This is a genomic window from Roseateles sp. GW821-FHT02E12, assembly GCF_059421665.1.
The window spans coordinates 465,022-486,335 of sequence record NZ_JBWKVK010000001.1 but is presented as its reverse complement, the minus strand read 5'-3'; the positions used below and the strand labels follow the sequence as shown (position 1 = coordinate 486,335).

Sequence of the window (21,314 nt, the reverse complement as noted above, 5' to 3'; positions counted from 1 at the left end):
ATGCGATTCGTTCCAGCGCTGCGTTTCTTCCGCCGTGACGTCGCTGTGCGCAGTGAGCCGGACCCGGCCGACCTCGGTACCGCCTTCGGTTTGGAGGCCTGCCTTGATGGCGGTGGCTTCAGCGAATACCGCAGCCAGCCGCCGAGCGACTTCCTCGAGTCCAAATCGGGTCAAGCTGCCCAGGAATCGCCGTTGAGCTGGCTGTCGCGCCGAACAGCTTAAAGCTTGGGAATCCGGAGCCGGCTCACCATCAGCGAGCCGGACACCGCGAACATCAGCACCAGCGGGTGCAGCCGAAAACCCGCGAACCACCAAACGCCGCCCCATAGAGCGCCCCCGATGGCGCCCTGAGCTGCTGCCACCCACAGCACGGCAACGAGCAGCATGGACGTCGGGATTGGCGTCCCCTCGAAATAGGCCACCTTGCCGGTACCGCCGCTGAGTTTCTCGGCAGTCACGTTGTAGCGCGCCAGCCGGCTGACGCCACAAGCCACGAAGAACACCAGCACGATGCGGTCGTAGAGACCCTGCATGCCGCAGCCGTATGCGATGACCGCCGGCGCGACGCCGAACGAGATCACGTCGGCCAAGGAGTCCAGTTCGCGACCCAGTGCCGAGCTTTTCTGGCGCCAGCGCGCGATGCGGCCGTCCAGCACATCGAAGGCCAGGGCCAGTGGGATCAGCGCGCAGGCGTATTGCAAATGTCGGGGCTCACCGCTTTGCAGAAAGCTCATCACGGCGAACAGCGCACCCATACCGGCGCAAGCGTTGCCCAGCGTGAACCAGTCGGCGAGGTGGAACTCGCGGATCATTGAAAAGGGCTTGGGTCTGTCCATGGCGGACCGGATTGTCTGCCTTGTCAGGCCGCCGGCGCCTCTGCTGGAGGTTGCAGGCGCAACCAGGCTTTGCGGGCAAGATGGCGCGCCAGCAGGCCGACCGGCATGCGCAGCCAGTGCGAGCGCACATACAGCGCCAGCCGGGCCGTACCGGTCAGGGTGTCATCGCAGCTCGCATGCACTGGCATCAGCGCCCGCTCGTAGCAGGCGTCCAGCAGGCCTTGCCATCGGGGCGCGTCTGCCGCGGCCTGTTTCATCACCTCGGGGGGCACCGGTGTGCCAAGCAACCGGGTTGTGTAGCGCAGCGCGTGGAATAGCGGGCGGGTCAGGCCGAGCACGCGTGCGCGAGGCACCAGGGCAGTCCAAAAGTCCGGCTGAGTGCCGAAGTCGCGCAGCAGTGCGTCCAGGTCGAAGAGATCGCGCAGACCGTTGTCCAGTTCACCTTCGTGGAAGAGGTGGGCGGCGCTGTGCAGAAACATCGTTACCGGCGCGAGCACGCGCAGGCCAGGCAGCCCGGGCAACTCGCGCGCGTCCTCAAACAGCGCAGCCGTGTTGACCTGCACGCGTGCGGTCGGCGGCAGGATGCTGTGGTGCAGATCCAGGGCAGTGTCGCGCTGCTGGTGGTACAGCGGCGGGATCTCATGCATCCACTGGCGGTAGTAGCGGCTGTCGTAGTCGTTCAGTTCGGCGTCGAAGGCCCATCCGGCCGCAATCAACCCTGCCTCCGCTGCGTCGATCTGAGCCTTGGGCACGAGCAGGTCGACGTCGCCGAACAGCCGGCCTCGCGCCGCCGGCAGGTCGGACAGCAAATAGGCTGCACCCTTGAGCAGGATGGGTTGAATGCCAAGAGGCCCCAGCGCCCGGCGTATGCACTCGGCCTCCCAGCGGGTCGCGATGCGCTGACGGCGTGCGATCAGCAAGGCGGCGCGCAGGTGGCGGGCCGGACCGGCAGGCAATGCATCGAGCTGAGGCTCCAGAGCCCCGGCCAGGTGGGCGATCAGATTGGCGCGGCGGGCCTGGCGGATCAGCAGATCCCAGTCGGCCGGGCTCAGCCGGGCGGCCCGATCCGATGCCAGCAGCACTTCGACGAGCAGAGGCCTTTTCATGACGCGGCTGCCAATGCGTCGAAGACTCGCACGGCGTCGTCCAGGCGCGAATAGCTGAACGCCCAGCAGCCGGCGTTGTCTACCAGATCGGCCGTGGCCTCGAAGCCATCGACGCCGTGGATGTCGTAGTTGAAGGCCTGATCGGCCAGCAACAGATGCGCCTGGGCCTTGGGCAGGGGCTCAAGCCTGGCCTCGGCGCCAGGCTCGAAGCTGGGCACGACGACCCAGGCAGGCTGCGCGCCTTCGCGCACGCGCGCGATCGAATCGCCCGGGGCCTTCATTAGCGAAAGCGTGCCCTTGAGCGTGTCGGGCACGGGTTCGGTCAGTACGGCGTCTGGCGCGAAGTCCCGCATCACCGCGATGGCCTGGTTCTTCAGGTTGACCGGCCGTGCCAGGCCGTAGAGCCGGCCGTCGTGCGGATCCAGCAGCGCGAGTTCATCGGACAGCAGCCGCCAGCCTCGCTGGGCCAGCGCCGCCGTCAAAGTGCTCTTGCCCGAGCCCGGCGGCGCCGGCAGCACCAGGGCACGGCCGTCGCGCTCCAGCACGGCAGCGTGATAGACGACGTAGTGATGGGCATGGGCCGTGACGGCCCAATTCAGCCCCCACTCGACCATGTGGAAAGCCTGGGTTGCCGGCAGCGTTGTGAAGGCGGCCAGGCCGTCGGTCGAAAAGCGAGCCTGGCGCCGCCCCGCGAGGCGCCGCCACAGCGCATGCAGGCCGCGGTCGTAGTTGACGGCAAGATGAAAGTCGACGAAGTCGTCGCCCCGGCCCAGGCTGAATTCGCCGTAAAGGCGCTGTAGGTCCGCGGCGACCCGTGGCACGTCGGAATGCAAGCGGGCGACGAATGGCGGCAGGCGCAGCGTCAGCCCTGGGCCGCACAGGCGTCGGCGCAACTCCCCTTCGCCGAGGGCGGCGAGGGTGTCCTTCATGCCACGGCTGCGACCAGATCCAGCCGGGCGAGCTGCTCAAGCTTGGCGCTCAGCAACTGCGGTACGGCTTCGGCGTCGAGGTCTTCGGGCAGCGAGTCGCGCAACTCGGTGACGAGATCCGCCAAATTCCAGGGGCGCTGGCGCAGCAGATCCAGCAGCTCCAGGCCCAGAGCGTCGATGAGGTGGGTATTGCCGCTGAAAGCGTCGTAGATCACGCCGGCATCATCCCATTCCCGTACGCGCACGGCATCAGCGCGTATCAGTTGCCAGCGCGTAGGCACGTCAGCGTGGAGCCGAGGCCAAGCCGGCCTCGCTCAGAGGCAGGCGTCGTCGGCGCAGGCGATGAAGTTCTTCTTCAGATACTTGACGACGTCGGCCTGGGTCCATTGCGCGCCCGTCGGCCCGTAATAGGTCGTGGTGCCCAACTTGATCAGCACGTTCGTGGAGCCGGGCATCAGACACTTGTTCAGCGTCGAGTTGAGCACCTTGAAGTTCAACCAGGCCACCAACATCAGCTTCTGGAAATCGCCGCAGGTCGAACTGCCGGCGATGAAGTTGCCTGTGGATTTGGTGGGGTCCTGCTTCTTGGAAGCGCCGTTCAGGATGCTCCAAACGGTATCAGCGTTTGTGACTCCGGAGATGGTGGAGGCGCCTGTGCCGGCTAGAAGCTGAGCGACGGTGTAGTTCTTGTAATGGGTCGCGTCAGACAGCGTAACCGTCGTGCGGCTCAGCGGTGTCTGCTTCCAAGGATAGGCTGCCAACCCTTGGCGGGTCGTGTTGCCCACCCAGCAGGCCGTCGTGTAGGTCTCGTCCGGAAACAGTCGGACGTTGAGATCCTGCGATCGCGTGTAGGCGCTGTTGGACATGCCTTGGGCAGAGCCCCAGGTCGACGCCGTGTTGCAGTGCCAGGCCATCACAGGCCGGCTGGCCAGGGTCAACGCGGTCGGGACAGCCGCACCGCCCAGTTTGATGAAGCGGCGGCGGCGTTCGGAGGCCAACTGGCGGGTGGCCGCGTCGACTGAGGCCGGCGCCTGGGGCGTCGACTGCGGGTCGTTGATCTGGCGTTCGCTCATGACAGTGGGCCTCGTGAATCCTGTTTTGGTTGCACCGAATTGGGGCGCAACTGGCTCTGAGTCTCAGAGCGCGCCGATGCTAATGGAGGGCTCGGCGGTTTGGATGTGAGTGTTTCACACAAAGCCTTTTGAGAGCCACCCTGCGCCCCCTTGATTGGGTGGGCCTGAATAAGGGACTCAGAGGGTGGCTGACGAAAAGGTGTCACAAGACTTCAGATCGCCGGCGTCCAGGCCCCGCTTGAACCAGCGCACGCGCTGGGCACTGCTGCCGTGGGTGAAGCTTTCCGGCACGACGCTGCCTCGGGACCGCTTTTGCAGCGTGTCGTCGCCGATCTGGGACGCGGCATTCAGGGCTTCCTCGATGTCGCCCTGCTCCAGCCAACCTTTGCTGCGCTGCGACAAACTGGCCCAGACGCCGGCAAAGCAGTCGGCCTGCAGTTCCAGCTTGACGCTCATGGCGTTCATTTCGCGTTCCGAAATCCGCCCGCGTGCCTGGTCCATCTTGGCCGTTGTGCCCATCAGGTTCTGCAGATGGTGGCCCACCTCGTGGGCGATGACATAGGCCTGGGCGAAGTCCCCGGGCGCGCCCAAGCGTTGGCGCAAGGTGTCGTAGAAGCTCAGGTCGATGTAGACCTTGCGGTCGGCCGGGCAGTAGAACGGGCCCATTGCGGCCTCGCCGGTGCCGCAAGCGGTGGGCTCGCTGCCGCGGAAGACGCGCAGCTTGGGCATGGGGTATTGCTGGCCGCTGCGTTGGAAGTAGGCGCCCCAGACGTCCTCGGTGTCGGCCAGGACGACCTTGACGAAGCGGTAGGCGGGATCCTGGGCATGGGAGTCGCCGGCCTGCGTCTGGGCGGGTGCGCTACCGCCCCCGCCGCTCAGCAGGCCGAGCACCGTCAGCGGGTTGACACCCAGCACCCAGGAGGCCAGCAGCGCGATGACGATGCCGCCCAGTCCGATGCCGCGCCCCCCGATCGGCAGACCTCTGCCGCCGCCACCGCCGCCGCCCCGGGCGTCTTCGACGTTGTCACTCTCGCGCTGGCCTTCCCACTTCATGCTGGTCTCCTGCTGGTCGGCCCATCCTACGGCCCGTCACCGCGAAAACGCAGTCTGTCGCCCGCCGCGGGCGTTACCAGACTTGGCTGGACACACTGCCGCCGCATTGACGAACCGGGAGCCCCGCATGAAACGCCTCGCCCTGCTGACCCTCGCCGCGGCCCTTGCCACCAGCGCCGCCTTTGCCGGCGACAACGACTGGCGGCTGCGCATCAAGAAGGAGGGCGACGGTTGGACGGCGAGCTTCAGCGGCCCCATCGACTACGGCAGCGGCAAGAACCGCGTGCGCGGCTCGGGTGTCAAGGTCGAGAAGGCGCGCGCGCTGACCTCGTTCAGCAAGCTGCGCATCGACGGGCCCTTCGACGTGACGCTGACCCAGGCTAGCAGCGACCAGGCCACCATCGTTGCCGACGACAACATCGAGCCGCTGATCGAGACGGCCGTCGAGGGCGACGCCCTCGTCATCCGCATGAAGCGTGAAGCCGGCTTCACGACCCGCTCGGCGCCCACGGTGCGCGTCAGCGCCCGCGCGCTGCAGGCGATCGCCGTCAATGGCTCGGGAGACCTGAGCGTCGACAGCTTCAAGGCCGACAGCCTGGGCCTGAAAGTCATCGGGTCGGGCGACGTGCATTTCGGCCTCGTCGAGTTGAAGGACCTGAACGTCAGCATCAGCGGCTCGGGCGATGTGCGCCTGGCCGGCCGGGCGGATCAGCAGAGTTGGAGCATCAGTGGCTCGGGCGACGTCGACGCGCGCGCGCTGGCCGGGCGTGCGGCCAAGGTCAACATCAACGGCTCGGGCGACGTGTCCCTGGGCGTGACGGAACAGCTGGACGTGCAACTGAGCGGCTCCGGCGACCTCAGCTATGCCGGCCGGCCGCAGTTGCGCCAAAGCGTCAGCGGTTCGGGCGAGATCCATCGGCGCTAGGTCGCGCCGGCCCAGAATCGGGGTCGTGAATCAAGACGACCTCTGGTGGCAGACGCTGACCGAGGGCCCGCTGCTGCTGGCCCTGTTTGATGCGGACGACCTCCTGCTTCGCGCCAACGCCGCCTATCGCCAGGCCTGGGGCCTGGACGCGGACGAGGCGCCGGCCTGGGCCGAGATGGTCGAGGCAGCGAGGCGCGGCGGCACCGGCCCGGTCGACGCCCCCGAGCGGCGCAGCCGCATCGCCCAGCGCGGCTACGAGCAGGCCTGGCGCGACGGCCGGCGGCTCTGGTGGGTCGAGCAGCGCACGCCGGACGGCGGCCTGGCTCTGACGGGGGTGGACATCAGCGCGCTGGCCGGGCCGCGCCCGTTGACGGGGCAGTTGCTGTCGGCCCAGGCTGGCCGGGAGCTGCTGCAGGCTTTGCTGGCCGATCCACGCGCCTGGCCGCTGTCCGTCGCCACGCTCGCGATCGCGGCGGATCCGGCCGAGCTGCTGGCCCGCATCCGCGGCGAGGACGGCTGCATGCGCCTGGAGGATGGCCGGCTGCTCGTCATGCTGCCGTCCACCGGGCCGGCCCAGGCGACGGCGCTGGGCGAGCGCCTCGGCGCCATCGCGTTGACCGAGGCGATCTGGGGCGAATCGGCCGCCGCCCTTCTCGCTAGGGCTTGAGCTTCAGATCCCGACCCTGGGCCTGGGCCGGCGCGGGCAGGCCGGCGATGGCGGCCAGCGTCGGTGCCAGGTCAGCCACCTCGACGCGGGCCTTCATCTCTCCCTTGCCAACATAGCCCGGCCCCCAGAACAGCAGGGGCACGTGGGTGTCGTAGTCATGCGGGCTGCCGTGGGTGCTGCCGCCCGGGCGGTAGCTGGCGATCCAGTTGCGCTTCAGCACGATCTGCAGCTGGGCGGCGCGCGTGGGGTCGAAGGACTTGCGCATGGCTTCCAGATACGGGGTCGTGGTGTCACTGCCCAGCAGCTGCTCGCGCGTGAAGACCGTGGCGACACCGGGCAGCTGCAGCAGCGCCTCGCGGGCCGTGGCCTGCACGTCGGCGAAGTTCAAGCCCTTCTCGGCGGCGAGCTTGTCGTTCAGCAGCAGGCCGGCGGCGGAGAAGTCTCGCGCCAGCTTTTCGACACCGAACTTCGCGCTCAGCGCCGTGTTGACGGCCGCCAGCGACGGCGCGCTGTTGAATCGGCCGGCGTCGCGGCCCTGGGTGATGGCCCATTCCGGCGTGTCGGTGAAGCCGTGGTCGGCCGTCAGCGCCAGCACGTAGTTGCCGGCGCCGACCTCCTTGTCCAGGAACTGGAAGAAGGCCTGCAGATGGCGGTCCAGGTGCAGGGTGTGGTCGTGCGACAGCCGCGACTCCGGGCCAAAAGCGTGGTTGATGTAGTCGTGGCTGGACAGGCTGACCGACAGCACGTCCTGCACGCCGCGCTGGCCCAGCTTCTCGTTCTTCACGGCGGCGCGGGCGAAGGCCAGCGTCAGCTCGTCGCCGAAAGGCGAGGCCAGCAGGCCACCGTAGAAGCGCGGGCCGGGGCCGTCCATCTTGTCGCCGATGACGGCCGGGAGCCTGTTGCCGTTGCCGCTGGCGACCTGCCAGGTCTGGCCATCCGGCACCGAGCGGGCGTAGGCCGTCTCGGGAAGGAGTGGCGCCCAGGTCTTCTTGAAGAAGGCGTCGGCCGGCTTGGCGGCGTTGAAGTCCGTGACCCATTGCGGGTGCGCGGGCATGTAGTAGGTGCTGGAGGCGAAGCGGCCCGTCTCCGTCATGTACATGTACGCCGTGCCTTTGTGGCCGGCCGGCAGGATGGCGCCGCGGTCCTTGCCGGAGATGCCGATGACCTTGGACTGCGGTGAACGCCCGCGCAGCACGTCGCCCAGCGTCTCGACCTTGAGATTGCGCGGGCTGGTGCCGGACAGCGGCGCGGTCGGGCTGTCGATGTATTGGTAGTCCGGGTCGCCGGTGTTGTAGACCTGCTCGCCAGTGGCCGGGTTGCGCCATTCATTGCTGATGATGCCGCTGCGCTGCGGGTAGGCGCCGCTCAGCATCACCGAGTGACCGGCGGCCGTCACTGTGTGGCCATGGCCGTAGTGCGCGTCCGCGAACCAGCGGCCGCGGTCCAGAAAACGGGCAAAGCCGTCGGGCGCGAGCTGGTCGCGGTAGCCGGTGACCTGGCGCATTGGCAGGCCATCGATGACGACGAGGACGATCAGCTTCGGGTTCTGCGGCGCCGCGGCGGCGGGCGGCGGAGTCGTCGTGCAGGCGCTGACAAAGGGCAAGGCGCTGGCAAGGGCCAGGCTCAGCAGGCGGCGGCGGGTGGGCAACATGACGGTTTTGTGACAAGGGGTGCGTGAGCTTACGTCGTCACAATGTCTGGCTTGTAAAGCCATGGCAGAGCCCGACAACTTCGATCCCACGCACGCGCTGGACGGCTGGCGCCCGCTCGAGCCCGCGCCCCTGTCGCTGGATCTGGACCTTGGGGCACTGCGGCAGCGTGACCCCTTACGGCAGGACGATGCCGAGATCCGCCTGGTCATCGCCAAGCCGGACGCTTTCGACCCCACCCATGTGCTGGACGGCTGGCGCGCGCCGGCGCCGGCTTCGCTGGACCTGGAGCTCAGGTCGCCGCGGCACACTGGCCGCAGCGCGCCCGATGAGGCCAAGAGGGCGCGGTTGAAGGCGCGCGGCTACGAGATGCTGGACGTGGAGGACATCGAGCTGACCGACAGGCCACCGCCGCGCGTCGTGGTCGTCGAGGCGCTGGTGGAGCCGGTCTCGCCGCAGATCGCCGAAACGTGCGAGCCAGTCGAGGCAGCGCCGGCGCCTGCGGTCACGAAAGACATTGAATTGGCTGACGTGCCGCTGCCGGCTGCCGTCGAGGCGCCGCAGGCGCTTGCGGCCGAGGAGGACACCGAGCCGGCTGAAGCGCCCGCACTGGACTTCCAGGCCGCCCCGCCGCCGGCCGAGATCGATCCACAGCATTTCATCGACAACATCCAGTTGCCCGAGGTGCCGCGTCCGCCCGACAACGTCGAAACGCCGGTGCTGGACTTTCACGCGCCGCCGCGGCCGGCCGAGCCCGACCCGCAGCAGGTCATCGATGACATCAGGCTGCCCGAGGTGTCGCCCATATCCGCCGCCGTCGACGTGCCGATGCTGGACATCGCCGCCCTGACCGCACGCGTTGAAGCCGACCCGCGATTGATCGCCCATTGGCAGCCGCTGGCCTGGACGGCGCTGGCTCGCCGCGTCTCGGATGCGAGCACCGAGGTATCGCAGACGTCGGCCGGCGTGCGCGTGGAGAGCCGTGCGCCGCAATGGCTGTGCGCCGTGTGGCCGCCGCAGAGCGAGGAGGCGCAGCCGCTGGGCCGATGGCCTGACCTGGCCGCCCTGGTCGCCGCCGAAACCGCGGCCAACGCCTTGCAGCAGTTGCTCGTCGAGCTGCCACCCGAGGCCAGGCTGTGGTCGGCCGAGCTGGAGACGGACTGGGATCTGGTGGCCGAACTCGTGCTGCATCAGGACGCCGATCTGCGGCCGGCGCAGGCGCGGGCGCTGCGCGAGCTGGCTGCCGCGGAGCGCGATGCGCGCCTGGCGCGGCTCAAAGGGGGCTATGTGCTGCAAGGGCGTGTGGCGAGGCGGCGCACATGAGCAGCGGGCAGGCGCCCTTGCTGCAGATCGACGGCGGCGTGGCTCGCATCACGTTGCGCCGGCCGCGCCAGGCCAATCGCTTGGCCGTGGAGGACCTGGGCGTGCTGCTCGGGCTCATCGACGCAGTCAATGCGAATGAAGCCGTGCGTGTCCTGGTGCTGCATGGCGAGGGCAAGCACTTCTGCAGCGGCTTCGACCTTGGCGCGTTGGGTGCGATCGACGCCGGCGCGCGCTTCGGCGAGCTGGCCGATGCGCTGGAGGCTGCTCGGCCCATCACCATTGCGCGGCTGCACGGTGGCGTCTACGGCGGCGCGGCTGACTTGGCGCTGGCCTGTGACTTCCGCCTCGGCGCGCCGGCGGTCGAGATGTTTGTGCCGGCGGCGCGCATCGGCCTGCACTTCTATGCCGGCGGCCTGCAGCGCTTCGTCAATCGTCTGGGCCTCGCGACGGCCAAGCAGGTGCTGCTGGCCGGCCGCACGCTGGATGCCGCAGCCCTGCTCGGCTGCGGCTACCTGGACCAGCTGCTGCCCGACGTCGGCACGCTGGACGCTGCGCTGCAGGCCCTGGTCGACGAACTGATGGGCATGGCGCCGCTCGCGCTGCTGCCGATGAAGCAGCATCTGAACGCGATTGCCGCCGGCCGGCTCGACGTGGCGCGGCTCGGGGCCGACATCGCCGTGGCCCGCGATTCGGCCGATCTCGCCGAGGGCCAGGCCGCCTGGGCAGGCAAAAGACCGGCGCAATTCAAGGGGGGTTGAAAGCCCTAGGCCGGGGCATTCGCCACATCGTGGAAAATACGGGGCCCAAGCGCCTGCCCGGCGCCACCCTTTACAACTCTTCGACAGGACCAGTGTGGCCAAAGAAACCACCAAGACCACCATCGAAGCGGATGGTCTGCGCTACCGCTCCAAAGCCCCGGGCTCGCCGTTCGCGGCGACCTCCTCTTTCGGCGCAGCAACGATGTCCTGCTTCCTTTGCGGCAAGCACCGCCCTCGAGCGATGCTCAAGTCCAAGAAGCTGCTTGGCAAATCGCAGCCCGTCTGCTCGCCGTCCTGCAAGGAGCTGGACGCGCAGATCGCTGCCAAATAGTTTGCCCCCGGCCCGCAGGTTCGCGGGCTGACCCCCGAGGGGGTCGATTCATTGAGAGGCCTTGGCCTTTCAATGAATCGAGCGGTGCCGACTTGGTGTGGCCCGACGGCCCGGCGGTCGGCGCTATTGAGGCACCACGCCTTGCTCGTGAACATGGGCGGCCTTTGGCCGCCTTTCGTTTTTATCCCTGGTGGAAGCAGCGGCCGCAGACCGAGCGATAGCGCGCGTTGCCGCCGATCTCGACCTGGGCGCCCTCGGTGACCTTGCGGTTGTTGGCGTCGACACGCATGTTCATCGTCGCCTTGCGGCCGCAGTCACAGATGGTCTTCATCTCATCCATCTCGTCGGCCAACGCCAGCAGCGTGGCCGAGCCAGGGAAGAGTTCACCCTGGAAGTCCGTGCGCAGGCCGTAGCAGATGGCCGGCAGATTGCGCAGGTGCGCCATCTCGTGCAGGGCCTGGACCTGGCTCTTGGTCAGGAACTGGGCCTCGTCGATGAGGATGCAGGCGATGCCGGGGCCGGCTTCACTCTGGCCGATCAGCGCGAGGAAGTCGGTGTTCGCGTCGAACTGCTCCACCTCGCGCTTCGGTCCGAGGCGCGACGTGACGAAGCCGTGGCCGTAGCGGTCGTCCAGGCGGGCCGTGAAGATGCGCACACGGTGGCCACGCTCCTCGTAGTTGTGCGCCACCTGCAGCAGGGCGGTGGATTTGCCGGCATTCATTGCGGCGTAACGGAAGAAGAGCTTGGCCATGGGGTCGTTCCGAACGGAGCGGCATTGTCCCCGCAGGCCGACCCCGCAGATCGGGGTCGGGAAAGCCCGTGGTTTCTGCCTTTTTATGGCAGCAACCTCGGGCTTGCGAGATGGCGTTGTCATCTTCGCCATGAGTCAATAGGCGCTTCGTCCCGACCTGTCTGCAGAATGAGCAAAGACTCCGTCACCGCGGTCCGCCAGGATGGCTTGCGCTACCAGTCGAAGGTGGGTGGTTCGCCCTTCCTCGGTAGCGGCCACACCCGCTCCTGCTTCAAGTGCGGCAAGCACCGCGCGCCGGCCAGCCTGCAGTCGATCCGGCTGCTTGGCCGTAACGAGGTGGTCTGCAAACCCAACTGCAAGACGCTTCCGTAGTCATTTCACGGAAGGCGTTGGCTGAAGCGGCCGCCTGAGCTGCATCGGCCCTGTTGACGGCTCTCGATCTAATGCATAGCATGATATGCATATTGATGGAGAGCCGGCATGGTGGAAGACGTCGTCAAGGAACTGGGCCATCTGAGCCTGGGCACGCGGCTCAAGCGCATCGGCGAGACGCTGCAGGCGCAGACGCAGGCCGTGCTGGCGGCGCATGGCTTCGAGCAGCCGGCGGCCTGGTTTCCGTTGCTGGCCGCACTGGACAGGCTCGGCGCCTTGAGCATTGGCGAGCTGAGCCAGGCGGTGGGCGTCAGCCAGCCCGTCGTCACGCGCTCGCTGCGTGGGCTGGAGGACGATGGCCTCGTCGAGTCCGAGGCGTCCGAAGAAGATCGACGGGTGCGCCGCGTCGCACTGAGCCGCAAGGGCCGCGGCCTTGTGGAGCGCTCGCAGCGCGAGGCCTGGCCGGCCATCGAGGCCGCCGTCGCCCAGGCGTGCGCAGGTTTGCAGGGCGATCTGCTCGCCCAGCTCACGGCGCTGGAAGACGCGCTGATCGCGGCGCCGCTGCTGCAGCGAGGTCAGGCATGAGCGAACTCGACCGACCCGTCTGGGCCAGCCTGAAGCATCAGCCGCATTGGGGCATTGGCGACGAACGTGCGCGGCGCTTCAAGGCGGACATCAATCGCTTTGCCGCCACGCCTGAGGAGGGCGCCGGGAGCCTGGCTGCGCTGACTGAACTCGTGCAGTCGGGCGACGACGCGGTCTACCTGCTGCAGGTGCCCCGCATCGTCGTGCCGGCCGGCCTGGAAGCCGTCAAGGAGGCGCCAGGCGTGCAGATGATTTCGACGCGTCCACTCGATGTCGATGACGGATTGCAGGTGCTTGGCGATGCGGATGCGGCCGACATGCTGGCGCTCGCGACGTTGACCGAGCCTGGCCCGTTCCTGGCGAGGACGCACACGATGGGCCGCTTCATTGGCCTGCGCATCGCCGGCCAGCTGGTGGCCATGGCCGGCGAGCGCATGCGCTTCCCGGGCCATGTCGAGGTCAGCGGCGTCTGCACCCACCCCGACTTCCGCGGCCAGGGCCTTGCACGCCGGTTGTCGGCCGCCGTGACGGCCGAGATCCAGCGCCGCGGCGAGCAGCCCTTCCTGCACGCCTGGACGACGAACACCGTTGCGATCGCGCTCTACGAAAGCCTGGGCTTCGTCGTGCGCACGGCGGTGAACGTCGCCATGCTCAAGCGCCGGTAGCCCAGCCGCCACCGAGGGCGCGGATCAGCCCCACCGTCGCCTGGTACTGCGCCGACCGCACCTGCAGCGCGGCGCGCTTGTTGGCGAGCTCGCTGCGGCGCGCGTCCAGCAGTTCGAGCTGGCTGACGAGGCCGTTGCGGTAGCGCGTGTCCGACAGCTTCAGCGCCTGGCCCGCCGCGCTGACGGCGCGGGCATTGGCCTCGCCCTGCAGCTGCAGCAGCGTGAGCGCCCCGAGTTGATCCTCCACGTCCTTCAGCGCCAGCAGGAACTGCTCGCGGAAGGCGATCGCCGAGCCATCGAGCTGGGCCTTGGCCGTGTTGACACCCGCCTCGCGGCGGCCGCCGTCGAAGATGGGCAGCGCGGCCAGCAGGCCGATGCCCCAGGTGCTGGCCCCGCTCTTCAGCAGGTCGGACAGCTCGTTCGACACACCGCCGCCCTGGGCCGTCAGCGACAGGCTGGGCCACCAGGCGGCCTGGGCGACGCCGACGCGGGCCTGGGCGGCCTGCAGCTGGCTGCGCGCGGCGGCCAGGTCGGGGCGGCGTTGCAGCAGTTCGCTCGGCAGGCCGGCCGGCACGGCGGGCAGCGCGGTCGACCACGTGGTGGGCGCCAGGCGGAAGTTGGAAGCCGGCTCGCCCAGCAGCACGGCCAGCGCCGTTTCCAGCTCCAGGCGGCGGCGGTCCAGCGCGAGCGCCTCGGCCTCGTTGGCGGCCAGCTCGGTGCGCACGCGGGCCAGGTCCAGGTCGGCCACGTCGCCGGCGCGGGCGCGCTTCTCGGTCAGCGACAGCGTCTCGCCGTAGGCGGCGACGGTGCCCCTCACGATTTCACGCTCGGCATCCAGCGCGCGCAGCGCCAGGTAGCCGCGGGCGACGTTGGCTTGCACCAGCAGGCGGGCGTCGGCCAGCAGTTGTTCGCGGGCACGCACGTCAAGTGCGCTGGCATTGCGCTCGTGCAGCAGGCGGCCGCCCAGGTCCAGCTCGTAGGCCAGGTTCAGGCCGGCGCTGTATTGCGTGGTGCCTCGCGCGCCCGGGTCGGCCGCACGGCCGGCACCGGCCGCCACGCCCAGCTGCGGCAGCCGCGAGGCCTCGGCGCCGCCCAGCACCGCGCGGGCTTGCGCCAGGCGGTTGGCCGCAGCCTGCACGCTCGTGTTGGCTGCCATCGCCCGGCCGACGAGGTCGTCCAGCACGGGGTCGGCGAAGGGCTGCCACCAGCTGGCGGTCAGCGCGGGGGCGTTGTTGGCAGACGTGGCCTTGTAGGCAGCGGGCGCCTGCGGCAGCTGGGCCGGGTCGACGCTGCCGATCGATGCGCAGCCGGCCAGCAGCAGCGCGGCAAAAAGTGGGGTCAGGTTCAATTTCATGATGATCACTTGCCTCGTTGCGGCAGGGCGTCGACCACAGGGGCGACGTGCTGCGTGGGAGCGGTGGGGGCGGCGGGAGCGGCAACCTGGCCACCGTGGTGGCGCAGCGGTGCGTTGCCGGTGAGGCGGCGCACGATGACGTAGAACAGCGGCGTCAGGAACAGGCCGAACAGCGTCACGCCGATCATTCCTGAGAACACCGCGATGCCCATGGCCTGGCGCATCTCGGCGCCGGCACCGGTGCTCAGCACCAGCGGCAGCACGCCCATCACGAAGGCCATCGACGTCATCAGGATGGGGCGCAGCCGCAAGCGCGCCGACTCCAGCGCCGCCTGCATCGGTGTGCGGCCGGCGAACTCCAGCTCGCGGGCGAACTCGACGATCAGGATGGCGTTCTTGGCGCTCAGGCCGACGAGCACGATGAGCCCGATCTGCGTGAACACGTTGTTGTCGCCGTGGCTGAGCCACACGCCGGCCATGGCCGCCAGCAGACCCATCGGCACGATGAGCAGGATGGCGATGGGCAGGGTCAGGCTCTCGTACTGCGCGGCGAGCACCAGGAACACCAGCAGGATGGCCAGCGGGAAGACCCAAGCAGCCGAGTTGCCGGCGATCTTTTCCTGGTAGGTCAGGTCGGTCCACTCGAAGCCGACGCCCGGGGGCAGCGTCTCGGCGGCGATGCGCTCCACCGCAGCCTGGGCCTGGCCCGACGAGAAGCCGGGCGCGGCGCCGCCGTTGATGTCGGCCGCCAGGAAGCCGTTGTAGCGCATGGCGCGCTCGGGGCCGAAGCTGGGCTTGACCTTCATCAGTGCGGCCAGCGGCACCATCTCGCCCGACGACGAACGCACCTTCAGCGAGCCGATGTCTTCAGCCCGGGCGCGGTAGGGCGCATCCGCCTGCACGCGCACGGAGTAGGTGCGGCCGAACTTGTTGAAGTCGTTCACGTACAGGCTGCCGAGGTAGATCTGCATCGTGTCGAACACGTCCGTCACGGCCACGCCAAGCTGGCGGGCACGCGTGCGGTCGAGGTCGGCGAAGAGCTGCGGTACGTTGACCTGGTAGCTGGAGAACAGGCCGGCCAGCTCGGGCGTCTTGTAGGCCTTGGCCATGAAGGCCTTGACCGCACCGTCCAGCGCCTCGTAGCCCACGCCGCCGCGGTCTTGCAGCTGCAGCTTGAAGCCGCCCGTCGTGCCCAGGCCCTGCACGGGCGGCGGCGGGAACATGACGATGAAGGCGTCTTCGATCGCGCCGTACTGCGCGTTCAGCGACCCGGCAATCGCGCCGGCCGACAAGTCCTTGCTCTTGCGCTCGTCAAAGGGCTTGAGCGTCGCGAAGACGATGCCCGAGCTGGAGCTGTTGGTGAAGCCGTTGATCGACAGGCCGGGGAAGGCCACCGCGTGTTCGACACCCGGCGTCTTCAGCGTGATGTCGGTCATGCGGCGGATGACGTCCTCGGTGCGGTCCAGCGTCGCGCCGTCGGGCAGCTGGGCGAAGCCGATCAGGTACTGCTTGTCCTGCCCCGGCACGAAGCCGCCGGGCACGGCCTTGAACAGGCCCGCCGTGGCCGCCACCAGCACCAGGTAGACAACCATCATCACGGCCTTGCGCGACATCAGCGTCTTCACGCCGCTGCCGTACTTGCTGGAGCCGCTGGCGAAGAGCTTGTTGAAGCCGCCGAAGAAGCGGCCGAGCACGGCGTCCATGCCGCGGGTCAGCGCGTCCTTGGGTGCGTCGTGGCCCTTCAACAGCAGCGCGGCGAGGGCCGGCGACAGCGTGAGCGAGTTGATCGCCGAGATGACGGTGGAAATCGCGATGGTCAGCGCGAACTGCTTGTAGAACTGGCCCGTCAGGCCGGTGATGAAGGCCAGCGGCACGAACACCGAGATCAGCGTCAGCGCGATGGCGATGATGGGGCCGGAGACTTCACGCATCGCACGGTAGGTCGCCTCGCGTGGCGAGAGCCCGGACGCGATGTTGCGCTCCACGTTCTCCACCACGACGATGGCGTCATCCACCACGATGCCGATGGCCAGCACCAGGCCAAAGAGGCTCAGCGCGTTGATCGAGAAACCGAAGCCATGCATCACCGCGAAGGTGCCGATGATGGACACCGGCACGGCCAGCAACGGGATGATGGAGGCGCGCCAGGTCTGCAGAAACAGGATGACGACGAGCACCACCAGCGCGACGGCTTCGAGCAGCGTGTGGATGACGGACTCGATGGAGGCGCGCACGAACTGCGTCGGGTCGTAGACGATGGTGTAGTCCACGCCCTCGGGCATGGCGGCCTTCAGCTCGGCCATGGTGGCGCGCACGTTCTTGGAGATGTCCAGCGCGTTGCCGCCCGGAGCCTGGAACACCGGCACCGCCACGGCGGGCTTGTTGTCCAGCAGCGAGCGCAGCGCGTATTCGCTGGCACCCAGTTCGAGGCGGCCCAGGTCACGCAGACGCGTGACTGCACCGTTGGCACCGCTCTTCACGATGATGTCGCCGAACTCCTCAACCGACTGCAGCCGGCCTTGCGCGTTGACGGACAACTGCAGGTCGATGCCCTGCAGGCCGGGCGATGCGCCCACCACGCCGGCCGCGGCCTGCACGTTTTGCTCACGGATGGCGCGCACCACGTCGTTGGCCGACAGGCCGTGCTCGGCGACCTTCTGCGGGTCCAGCCAGATGCGCATGGAGTAGTCGCCCGAGCCGAACAACTGCACCTGCCCGACGCCCTGGATGCGCGCGAGGCGGTCCTTCACGTTGAGCAGCGCGTAGTTGCGCAGATAGGTCATGTCGTAGCGCTCGTTGGGCGAGGTCAAGTGCACAACCATGGTCAGGTCGGGGCTGCTCTTGACGGTCGTCACGCCCAGGCGCTTGACCTCCTCGGGCAAGCGCGCCTCGGCCTGGCTGACGCGGTTCTGCACCAGCTGCTGGGCCTTGTCGGGGTCGGTGCCCAGCTTGAAGCTGACGGTCAGCGTCATCAGGCCGTCGGTGGTGGCCTGGCTGCTCATGTAGAGCATGTCCTCGGTGCCGTTGATGGCTTCTTCGAGCGGCGTGGCCACCGTCTCCGCAATGACCTTGGGGTTGGCGCCGGGGTACTGGGCACGCACGACGACCGAGGGCGGCACGACGTCGGGGTATTCCGAGATCGGCAGCGCGCGGATCGACAGCAGGCCGCCGATGAAGATCAGCAGCGACAGCACGCCCGCAAAGATGGGACGGTCGATGAAGAATTTGGAGAGATTCATGGTGCTTCCTTCGGCGAGTTCGTTTTTGGCGGCAACACGCCCCCTGCGGGCCGGCTGAACCGGCCCGCAAACGAGGCTCGCGGGTGAGGTGGGGCTAGATCAGGCGCTGGATCAGGACGTCTTGGCGGCGGCTTGCTGTGCAGCGAGTTCAGGCTTGGCGTCCATCGCGACGTCCTTGGGCGCGAGGACTGAACCCGGCCGCACGCGCTGCACGCCGCCGACGACGACACGCTCGCCAGCCTTCAATCCACTGGTCACGACGCGCAGGCCGTTCACGTTGGCGCCCAGCGTCACCGGCCGCCATTCGGCCTGGTTGCCCTGGCCGACGACGATGACGTAACGCTTGTCCTGGTCGGTGCCCACGGCGCGCTCGTTCACCAGCAGCGCGGCTTCGTTCTTGGCCTGGCCCATGCGCAGCTTGGCGAACTGGCCGGGGATCAGGCCACCGTCCTTGTTGTCAAAGACGGCACGCACGCGCAGCGTGCCGCTCTTGGCGTCGACCTGGTTGTCGACGAGCTGCAGGCGGCCGGTCGTGGCCTTGTCGCTGCCGGCCAGCATCTCGACGGGGATGCGCTCCATGCCCTTGCGCTCGGCGGCACCGCCTGGCAGCGACGCCAGCGCCTCACGCACGACCTTCTCGTCGGCGTCAAAGCTGGCGTAGATGGGGCTCACCGACACCAGCGTCGTCAGCACCGGTGCGCCGGCGCCCGCGGCGACCAGGTTGCCCTGCGTCACTTCGATCCTGCCAACGCGGCCGGCAACCGGTGCACGCACTTGCGTGTAGCCCAGGCTGAGCTGGGCCGACTGCAGTGCGGCTTGCGCGGCGCGCAGGTTGGCGGCACCTTCACGGGCGGCGTTGTCCTTCTCGTCGAACTCGCGGCGGGCCACGGCGCGCTCCTCGAGCAGCGACTTGGCACGCTGGGCCTCGCTCTGCGTGTAGGTCACGCGGGCCTGGGCGGCGGCCACCTGGGCTTCCAGGCGTGCCACCTCGGCCTGGTAGGGCGCGGGGTCGATGGTGACGAGCAGGTCGCCTGCCTTCACCAGGCTGCCTTCACGGAAATGCACGGCCTGCACGGCGCCGGAAACGCGGGCGCGCACGTCCACGCGCTCCACCGCTTCGAGGCGGCCGGAGAACTCGTTCCAGGCGGCCACGTCCTGGCTGACGACCTGGGCGACCGAGACCGGCGTGGCCGGCGGCGCCGCGGAGCCGGAGTTGGCCAGGGCTGGCTGGCTGAACTGGCCGAAGCCGATGGCGCCGAGGGCCACGAGGGCGGCAGCGCCCGCGATGAGACCAAAGCGGTGGTTGAAGCGGGGGGTGGTGGTGGACTGCATTTCTAGTTCTCTCCGAAGGTCAAGCATTGATCAGGCAGGAAGGGCCAGCGCGCGGCGAGCCGCCTCACGCAGGAATTCGTGGATGGGGTTCAGCACCAACTCGGGCGCGATGGCGGGCAGCGTCAGGTCCTTCGCGCTGCCGCCGTGCTCGCGCAGCGCATCGGCATAGCGGCGGGACTCGTCGTTCAGCGGGTGGCCCGCCAGGCTCAGCACCAGCGCTGGCGCCAGGCCGGCCAGGCGGCTGGCGTTGATGGGCGCGGCGTAGGGATGGTCGGCACGGATGCCGTCGCCGAGGTAGGCCTGCCAGCCCTTGGCGTAGATGCATTCGCAGCCGCCGCATTCGCCTTCGCGCATGGAGGCGCTGCCCAGCTGCGGGTCCAGCATGGGCGAGATCAGCAGCTGGCCGGCGAGCGACGGCGCGTGCTGGTCGCGGGCCATCAACGCGAGGGCTGCGGCGATGTTGCCGCCGGCCTCCTCGCCGCCCACGAACAGCGCCGTGTTGGCCGAGCCGGTCAGCTTGGCCGGCTTGGCGGCGATGGCCTGCAGCGCCTCGAAGGCGGCGCTCAAGCCCGCGGGGAAGGGGTGTTCAGGCGCCAGCGGATAGTCCAGCGCCACCACGTCGGCACCGGCTTCGGCCAGCATCTCGTTGCGAGCCTGGCAGGAGGCCAGCGAACCGCTGTTGAAGCTGCCGCCGTGCAGCCACAGCAGCAGGGCACGTGTGTCACCGCCCAGCGGGCGCCGCGCCGTGTAGACCTGGGCCACCAGGCCCGGCGCGGGGCCGAGTCGCAAAGTGGCAGGGGAGGCAATCTTGTCCATGGGGCGAAAGATAGAGATGAACGGCCTAGGGATAAACGGGCTGAAAAGCGACTCACTTTTCCTCAACATGGAACAATCTGCGGCTTCAGCAACAGCGGTTGACCGCTTGCCAGCGCAAGTCCCCGACATGTCTCTCCCGCCACCTGCACCCACGACAACCAGCGCGCCTTTGCGGCCGACGCTGCGCGCCCGTGGCGACCGCGCTGACGCACGCCTGCTGCGTTGCTCGTCGTTGCGGGCATGCGGCCCGCTGCCTCCTCGCGCCTTGCCGGCGCACCCCATCGCGGCCCCCTCGGGCACGCTCAACCACTGCCGCTGAAGCCCATGGACCGACTCACCGCGATGCAAGCCTATGTCCGGGTCGTCGAGGCCGGCACCTTCACCAAGGCTGCCGACTCGCTGGACCTGCCCAAGGCCACGGTCACGCGCCTGATCCAGACGCTGGAAACCCACCTGCGCACCAAGCTGCTGAACCGCACGACGCGCCGCGTCACGGTCACGCCCGATGGCGCCGCCTACTACGAGCGCGCGATGCGCCTGCTCTCCGACCTGGAGGAGCTGGAAGGCAGCATGAACCAGGCGCGCGTGACGCCGCGCGGCCGCATCCGCATCGACGTGCCGGGCGTGGTGGGCCGCGAGATGATCATTCCGCACCTGCCGGACTTCTACGCCAAGTACCCCGACATCCAGATCGAACTCGGCGTCAGCGACCGCACGGTGGACCTCATCAGCGACAACATCGACTGCGTCATCCGCGGCGGCGAGCTGACCGACCAGAGCCTGGTGGCACGGCGCATCGCCGAGTTCCGCTTCATCAGCTGCGCCACGCCCGAATACCTGCGCCGCCACGGCACGCCGGCGCATCCGCGCGAGCTGGCCGAGGCGCCGCATCGCATGGTGGGTTACTTCTCGGCGCGCAGCGGCAAGGTCATGCCCGACGCCTTCCAGCGTGGGGACGAAAAGGTGGAGATCGTGGGCAACCACGTCATCGCCGTGAACGACGCGAACGCCTACCTGAACGCGGGCCTGGCCCACCTCGGCGTGGTGCAGGTGACCTGCTTCATGGCCGCGCCGCTGCTCAAGAGCGGCGAGCTGGTGCGTGTACTGGAGGACTGGGACGCCGAGCCGATCCCGGTCTACGTGGTGTATCCGCCCAATCGCCACCTCAGCAGCAAGCTGCGGGTGTTCGTCGACTGGGTCGTCGAGCTGATCGGCCGCGAGGCGCTGGGCGGGATGAAGCTGCGCTGTACGAGCTGAGGCTCGGAGCGGGTCAGACTTTGTCGCTGCTGGCCGTGGCGACGACGGCCTGGCCGAAGTCTTCGGCAGCCGGCGCCGGCGCGCTGATCGCCAGCAACATGCCCGCCGCCAGCGCCGTGACGGCCGTCGCGGCGGTGATCAGCGTGAAAAAGGATCGGGTGCTGTTGTTCATGGTGACTCTCCTGGTCGGCGCCCTCTTGGTGGGGATGGAGTGTGCCGATAGGTTGTCACTGTAGGTATTCAGCGCCGCGAGAAAAAGCCACCGGAATAGAACGGCGAGTTGCTGTCAGCGG

The 21,314-nt window shown here is 68.6% G+C and carries 23 protein-coding genes; 10 read left to right on the top strand and 13 right to left on the bottom strand.

Annotation, left to right across the window (positions count from 1 at the left end; genetic code table 11):
- On the top strand, positions 1-222 hold the full coding sequence (locus AC07V5_RS02280) for a hypothetical protein (RefSeq protein WP_495113878.1): 222 nt from the start codon (positions 1-3) through the stop codon (positions 220-222).
- Here AC07V5_RS02280 and pssA read toward each other — a convergent pair.
- From pssA to ypfJ, 6 genes are all read right to left on the bottom strand, one after another.
- Entirely contained in the window at positions 219-836 is a 618-nt protein-coding gene (gene pssA / locus AC07V5_RS02275) for a CDP-diacylglycerol--serine O-phosphatidyltransferase (RefSeq protein WP_495113876.1), read from the bottom strand. The genes AC07V5_RS02280 and pssA overlap by 4 nt on opposite strands.
- A gap of 23 nt (positions 837-859) precedes the next feature.
- On the bottom strand, positions 860-1,942 hold the full coding sequence (locus AC07V5_RS02270) for a nucleotidyltransferase domain-containing protein (protein WP_495113874.1): 1,083 nt from the start codon (positions 1,940-1,942) through the stop codon (positions 860-862).
- The gene (locus tag AC07V5_RS02265; RefSeq protein ID WP_495113872.1) at positions 1,939-2,871 is read right to left on the bottom strand and encodes an HprK-related kinase A; all 933 of its coding nucleotides are present in this window, start codon (positions 2,869-2,871) and stop codon (positions 1,939-1,941) included. The genes AC07V5_RS02270 and AC07V5_RS02265 overlap by 4 nt, the downstream gene beginning before the upstream one ends.
- The gene (locus AC07V5_RS02260; protein WP_495115652.1) at positions 2,868-3,116 is read right to left on the bottom strand and encodes an HPr-rel-A system PqqD family peptide chaperone; all 249 of its coding nucleotides are present in this window, start codon (positions 3,114-3,116) and stop codon (positions 2,868-2,870) included. Before AC07V5_RS02260 ends, AC07V5_RS02265 begins: the two co-directional genes overlap by 4 nt.
- Before the next feature lie 69 nt (positions 3,117-3,185).
- The gene (locus tag AC07V5_RS02255; protein ID WP_495113871.1) at positions 3,186-3,944 is read right to left on the bottom strand and encodes a hypothetical protein; all 759 of its coding nucleotides are present in this window, start codon (positions 3,942-3,944) and stop codon (positions 3,186-3,188) included.
- A gap of 177 nt (positions 3,945-4,121) precedes the next feature.
- Positions 4,122-4,997, bottom strand: coding sequence for a KPN_02809 family neutral zinc metallopeptidase (ypfJ, locus tag AC07V5_RS02250; protein WP_495113870.1), 876 nt, complete (start codon positions 4,995-4,997; stop codon positions 4,122-4,124).
- A 127-nt stretch (positions 4,998-5,124) separates the two neighbouring features.
- Between ypfJ and AC07V5_RS02245 the strand changes: the two genes are divergently transcribed.
- Together AC07V5_RS02245 and AC07V5_RS02240 are read left to right on the top strand one after the other, a co-directional pair.
- On the top strand, positions 5,125-5,922 hold the full coding sequence (locus tag AC07V5_RS02245; protein ID WP_495113868.1) for a head GIN domain-containing protein: 798 nt from the start codon (positions 5,125-5,127) through the stop codon (positions 5,920-5,922).
- 25 nt (positions 5,923-5,947) lie between these two features.
- Positions 5,948-6,589 carry a hypothetical protein gene (locus AC07V5_RS02240; protein ID WP_495113867.1) on the top strand — a complete coding sequence of 214 codons (642 nt, stop codon included), beginning with the start codon at positions 5,948-5,950 and terminating at the stop codon, positions 6,587-6,589.
- Here the strand turns inward: AC07V5_RS02240 and AC07V5_RS02235 are convergent.
- Positions 6,579-8,240 (bottom strand): alkaline phosphatase family protein, encoded by a 1,662-nt coding sequence (locus AC07V5_RS02235; RefSeq protein WP_495113866.1) that lies wholly within the window; start codon positions 8,238-8,240, stop codon positions 6,579-6,581. The two genes, AC07V5_RS02240 and AC07V5_RS02235, sit on opposite strands and share 11 nt — an antisense overlap.
- A gap of 61 nt (positions 8,241-8,301) precedes the next feature.
- On the opposite strand from AC07V5_RS02235, the gene AC07V5_RS02230 reads away from it, so the two are divergent.
- The 3 genes from AC07V5_RS02230 (at position 8,302) to AC07V5_RS02220 (ending at position 10,650) form a co-directional block, all read left to right on the top strand.
- Positions 8,302-9,561, top strand: coding sequence for a hypothetical protein (locus tag AC07V5_RS02230; protein WP_495113864.1), 1,260 nt, complete (start codon positions 8,302-8,304; stop codon positions 9,559-9,561).
- Positions 9,558-10,319 (top strand): enoyl-CoA hydratase/isomerase family protein, encoded by a 762-nt coding sequence (locus AC07V5_RS02225; protein WP_495113862.1) that lies wholly within the window; start codon positions 9,558-9,560, stop codon positions 10,317-10,319. Before AC07V5_RS02230 ends, AC07V5_RS02225 begins: the two co-directional genes overlap by 4 nt.
- Positions 10,320-10,413: 94 nt before the next feature.
- A complete protein-coding gene (locus AC07V5_RS02220) occupies positions 10,414-10,650 on the top strand; it encodes a hypothetical protein (protein ID WP_056266878.1) in 237 nt (78 codons plus the stop codon).
- Between the two features lie 181 nt (positions 10,651-10,831).
- On the opposite strand, the gene AC07V5_RS02215 is transcribed toward AC07V5_RS02220, so the two are convergent.
- Positions 10,832-11,401, bottom strand: coding sequence for a thymidine kinase (locus AC07V5_RS02215; RefSeq protein WP_495113859.1), 570 nt, complete (start codon positions 11,399-11,401; stop codon positions 10,832-10,834).
- A gap of 168 nt (positions 11,402-11,569) precedes the next feature.
- Here AC07V5_RS02215 and AC07V5_RS02210 point away from each other — a divergent pair, with 168 nt between their 5' ends.
- From AC07V5_RS02210 to AC07V5_RS02200, 3 genes are all read left to right on the top strand, one after another.
- Positions 11,570-11,773, top strand: a complete 204-nt coding sequence (locus AC07V5_RS02210) for a hypothetical protein (RefSeq protein ID WP_495113857.1) — start codon at positions 11,570-11,572, stop codon at positions 11,771-11,773.
- A 108-nt stretch (positions 11,774-11,881) separates the two neighbouring features.
- Complete coding sequence (locus AC07V5_RS02205) at positions 11,882-12,358, top strand: MarR family winged helix-turn-helix transcriptional regulator (RefSeq protein ID WP_495113855.1); 477 nt, start codon at positions 11,882-11,884, stop codon at positions 12,356-12,358.
- Positions 12,355-13,023 (top strand): GNAT family N-acetyltransferase, encoded by a 669-nt coding sequence (locus AC07V5_RS02200; RefSeq protein ID WP_495113853.1) that lies wholly within the window; start codon positions 12,355-12,357, stop codon positions 13,021-13,023. The genes AC07V5_RS02205 and AC07V5_RS02200 overlap by 4 nt, the downstream gene beginning before the upstream one ends.
- On the opposite strand, the gene AC07V5_RS02195 is transcribed toward AC07V5_RS02200, so the two are convergent.
- The 4 genes from AC07V5_RS02195 to AC07V5_RS02180 form a co-directional block, all read right to left on the bottom strand.
- Positions 13,010-14,377 (bottom strand): efflux transporter outer membrane subunit, encoded by a 1,368-nt coding sequence (locus AC07V5_RS02195; RefSeq protein WP_495113851.1) that lies wholly within the window; start codon positions 14,375-14,377, stop codon positions 13,010-13,012. The two genes, AC07V5_RS02200 and AC07V5_RS02195, sit on opposite strands and share 14 nt — an antisense overlap.
- A 5-nt stretch (positions 14,378-14,382) precedes the next feature.
- Positions 14,383-17,616 (bottom strand): efflux RND transporter permease subunit, encoded by a 3,234-nt coding sequence (locus tag AC07V5_RS02190; RefSeq protein WP_495113850.1) that lies wholly within the window; start codon positions 17,614-17,616, stop codon positions 14,383-14,385.
- 111 nt (positions 17,617-17,727) lie between these two features.
- A complete protein-coding gene (locus AC07V5_RS02185; RefSeq protein ID WP_495113849.1) occupies positions 17,728-18,948 on the bottom strand; it encodes an efflux RND transporter periplasmic adaptor subunit in 1,221 nt (406 codons plus the stop codon).
- A gap of 30 nt (positions 18,949-18,978) precedes the next feature.
- Positions 18,979-19,764, bottom strand: a complete 786-nt coding sequence (locus AC07V5_RS02180) for an alpha/beta hydrolase (RefSeq protein ID WP_495113847.1) — start codon at positions 19,762-19,764, stop codon at positions 18,979-18,981.
- 324 nt (positions 19,765-20,088) lie between these two features.
- Between AC07V5_RS02180 and AC07V5_RS02175 the strand changes: the two genes are divergently transcribed.
- Positions 20,089-21,021, top strand: a complete 933-nt coding sequence (locus AC07V5_RS02175) for a LysR family transcriptional regulator (RefSeq protein WP_495113845.1) — start codon at positions 20,089-20,091, stop codon at positions 21,019-21,021.
- Positions 21,022-21,034: 13 nt separating this feature from the next.
- On the opposite strand, the gene AC07V5_RS02170 is transcribed toward AC07V5_RS02175, so the two are convergent.
- Positions 21,035-21,193 carry a hypothetical protein gene (locus AC07V5_RS02170; RefSeq protein ID WP_495113843.1) on the bottom strand — a complete coding sequence of 53 codons (159 nt, stop codon included), beginning with the start codon at positions 21,191-21,193 and terminating at the stop codon, positions 21,035-21,037.
- Between the last annotated feature and the right edge of the window lie 121 nt (positions 21,194-21,314).

Excerpts from the sequence above, each read along its gene's own strand:
- AC07V5_RS02205 (WP_495113855.1), top strand. The coding sequence starts at position 11,882 with ATGGTGGAAGACGTCGTCAAGGAACTGGGCCATCTGAGCCTGGGCACG.
- AC07V5_RS02245 (WP_495113868.1), top strand. The coding sequence starts at position 5,125 with ATGAAACGCCTCGCCCTGCTGACCCTCGCCGCGGCCCTTGCCACCAGC.
- AC07V5_RS02170 (WP_495113843.1), bottom strand. The coding sequence starts at position 21,193 with ATGAACAACAGCACCCGATCCTTTTTCACGCTGATCACCGCCGCGACG.
- ypfJ (WP_495113870.1), bottom strand. The coding sequence starts at position 4,997 with ATGAAGTGGGAAGGCCAGCGCGAGAGTGACAACGTCGAAGACGCCCGG.
- AC07V5_RS02265 (WP_495113872.1), bottom strand. The coding sequence starts at position 2,871 with ATGAAGGACACCCTCGCCGCCCTCGGCGAAGGGGAGTTGCGCCGACGC.
- AC07V5_RS02230 (WP_495113864.1), top strand. The coding sequence starts at position 8,302 with ATGGCAGAGCCCGACAACTTCGATCCCACGCACGCGCTGGACGGCTGG.
- AC07V5_RS02210 (WP_495113857.1), top strand. The coding sequence starts at position 11,570 with ATGAGCAAAGACTCCGTCACCGCGGTCCGCCAGGATGGCTTGCGCTAC.
- AC07V5_RS02215 (WP_495113859.1), bottom strand. The coding sequence starts at position 11,401 with ATGGCCAAGCTCTTCTTCCGTTACGCCGCAATGAATGCCGGCAAATCC.
- AC07V5_RS02200 (WP_495113853.1), top strand. The coding sequence starts at position 12,355 with ATGAGCGAACTCGACCGACCCGTCTGGGCCAGCCTGAAGCATCAGCCG.
- AC07V5_RS02280 (WP_495113878.1), top strand. The coding sequence starts at position 1 with ATGCGATTCGTTCCAGCGCTGCGTTTCTTCCGCCGTGACGTCGCTGTG.
- AC07V5_RS02180 (WP_495113847.1), bottom strand. The coding sequence starts at position 19,764 with ATGGACAAGATTGCCTCCCCTGCCACTTTGCGACTCGGCCCCGCGCCG.
- AC07V5_RS02225 (WP_495113862.1), top strand. The coding sequence starts at position 9,558 with ATGAGCAGCGGGCAGGCGCCCTTGCTGCAGATCGACGGCGGCGTGGCT.
- AC07V5_RS02270 (WP_495113874.1), bottom strand. The coding sequence starts at position 1,942 with ATGAAAAGGCCTCTGCTCGTCGAAGTGCTGCTGGCATCGGATCGGGCC.
- AC07V5_RS02235 (WP_495113866.1), bottom strand. The coding sequence starts at position 8,240 with ATGTTGCCCACCCGCCGCCGCCTGCTGAGCCTGGCCCTTGCCAGCGCC.
- AC07V5_RS02185 (WP_495113849.1), bottom strand. The coding sequence starts at position 18,948 with ATGCAGTCCACCACCACCCCCCGCTTCAACCACCGCTTTGGTCTCATC.
- AC07V5_RS02255 (WP_495113871.1), bottom strand. The coding sequence starts at position 3,944 with ATGAGCGAACGCCAGATCAACGACCCGCAGTCGACGCCCCAGGCGCCG.
- pssA (WP_495113876.1), bottom strand. The coding sequence starts at position 836 with ATGGACAGACCCAAGCCCTTTTCAATGATCCGCGAGTTCCACCTCGCC.
- AC07V5_RS02190 (WP_495113850.1), bottom strand. The coding sequence starts at position 17,616 with ATGAATCTCTCCAAATTCTTCATCGACCGTCCCATCTTTGCGGGCGTG.
- AC07V5_RS02175 (WP_495113845.1), top strand. The coding sequence starts at position 20,089 with ATGGACCGACTCACCGCGATGCAAGCCTATGTCCGGGTCGTCGAGGCC.
- AC07V5_RS02195 (WP_495113851.1), bottom strand. The coding sequence starts at position 14,377 with ATGAAATTGAACCTGACCCCACTTTTTGCCGCGCTGCTGCTGGCCGGC.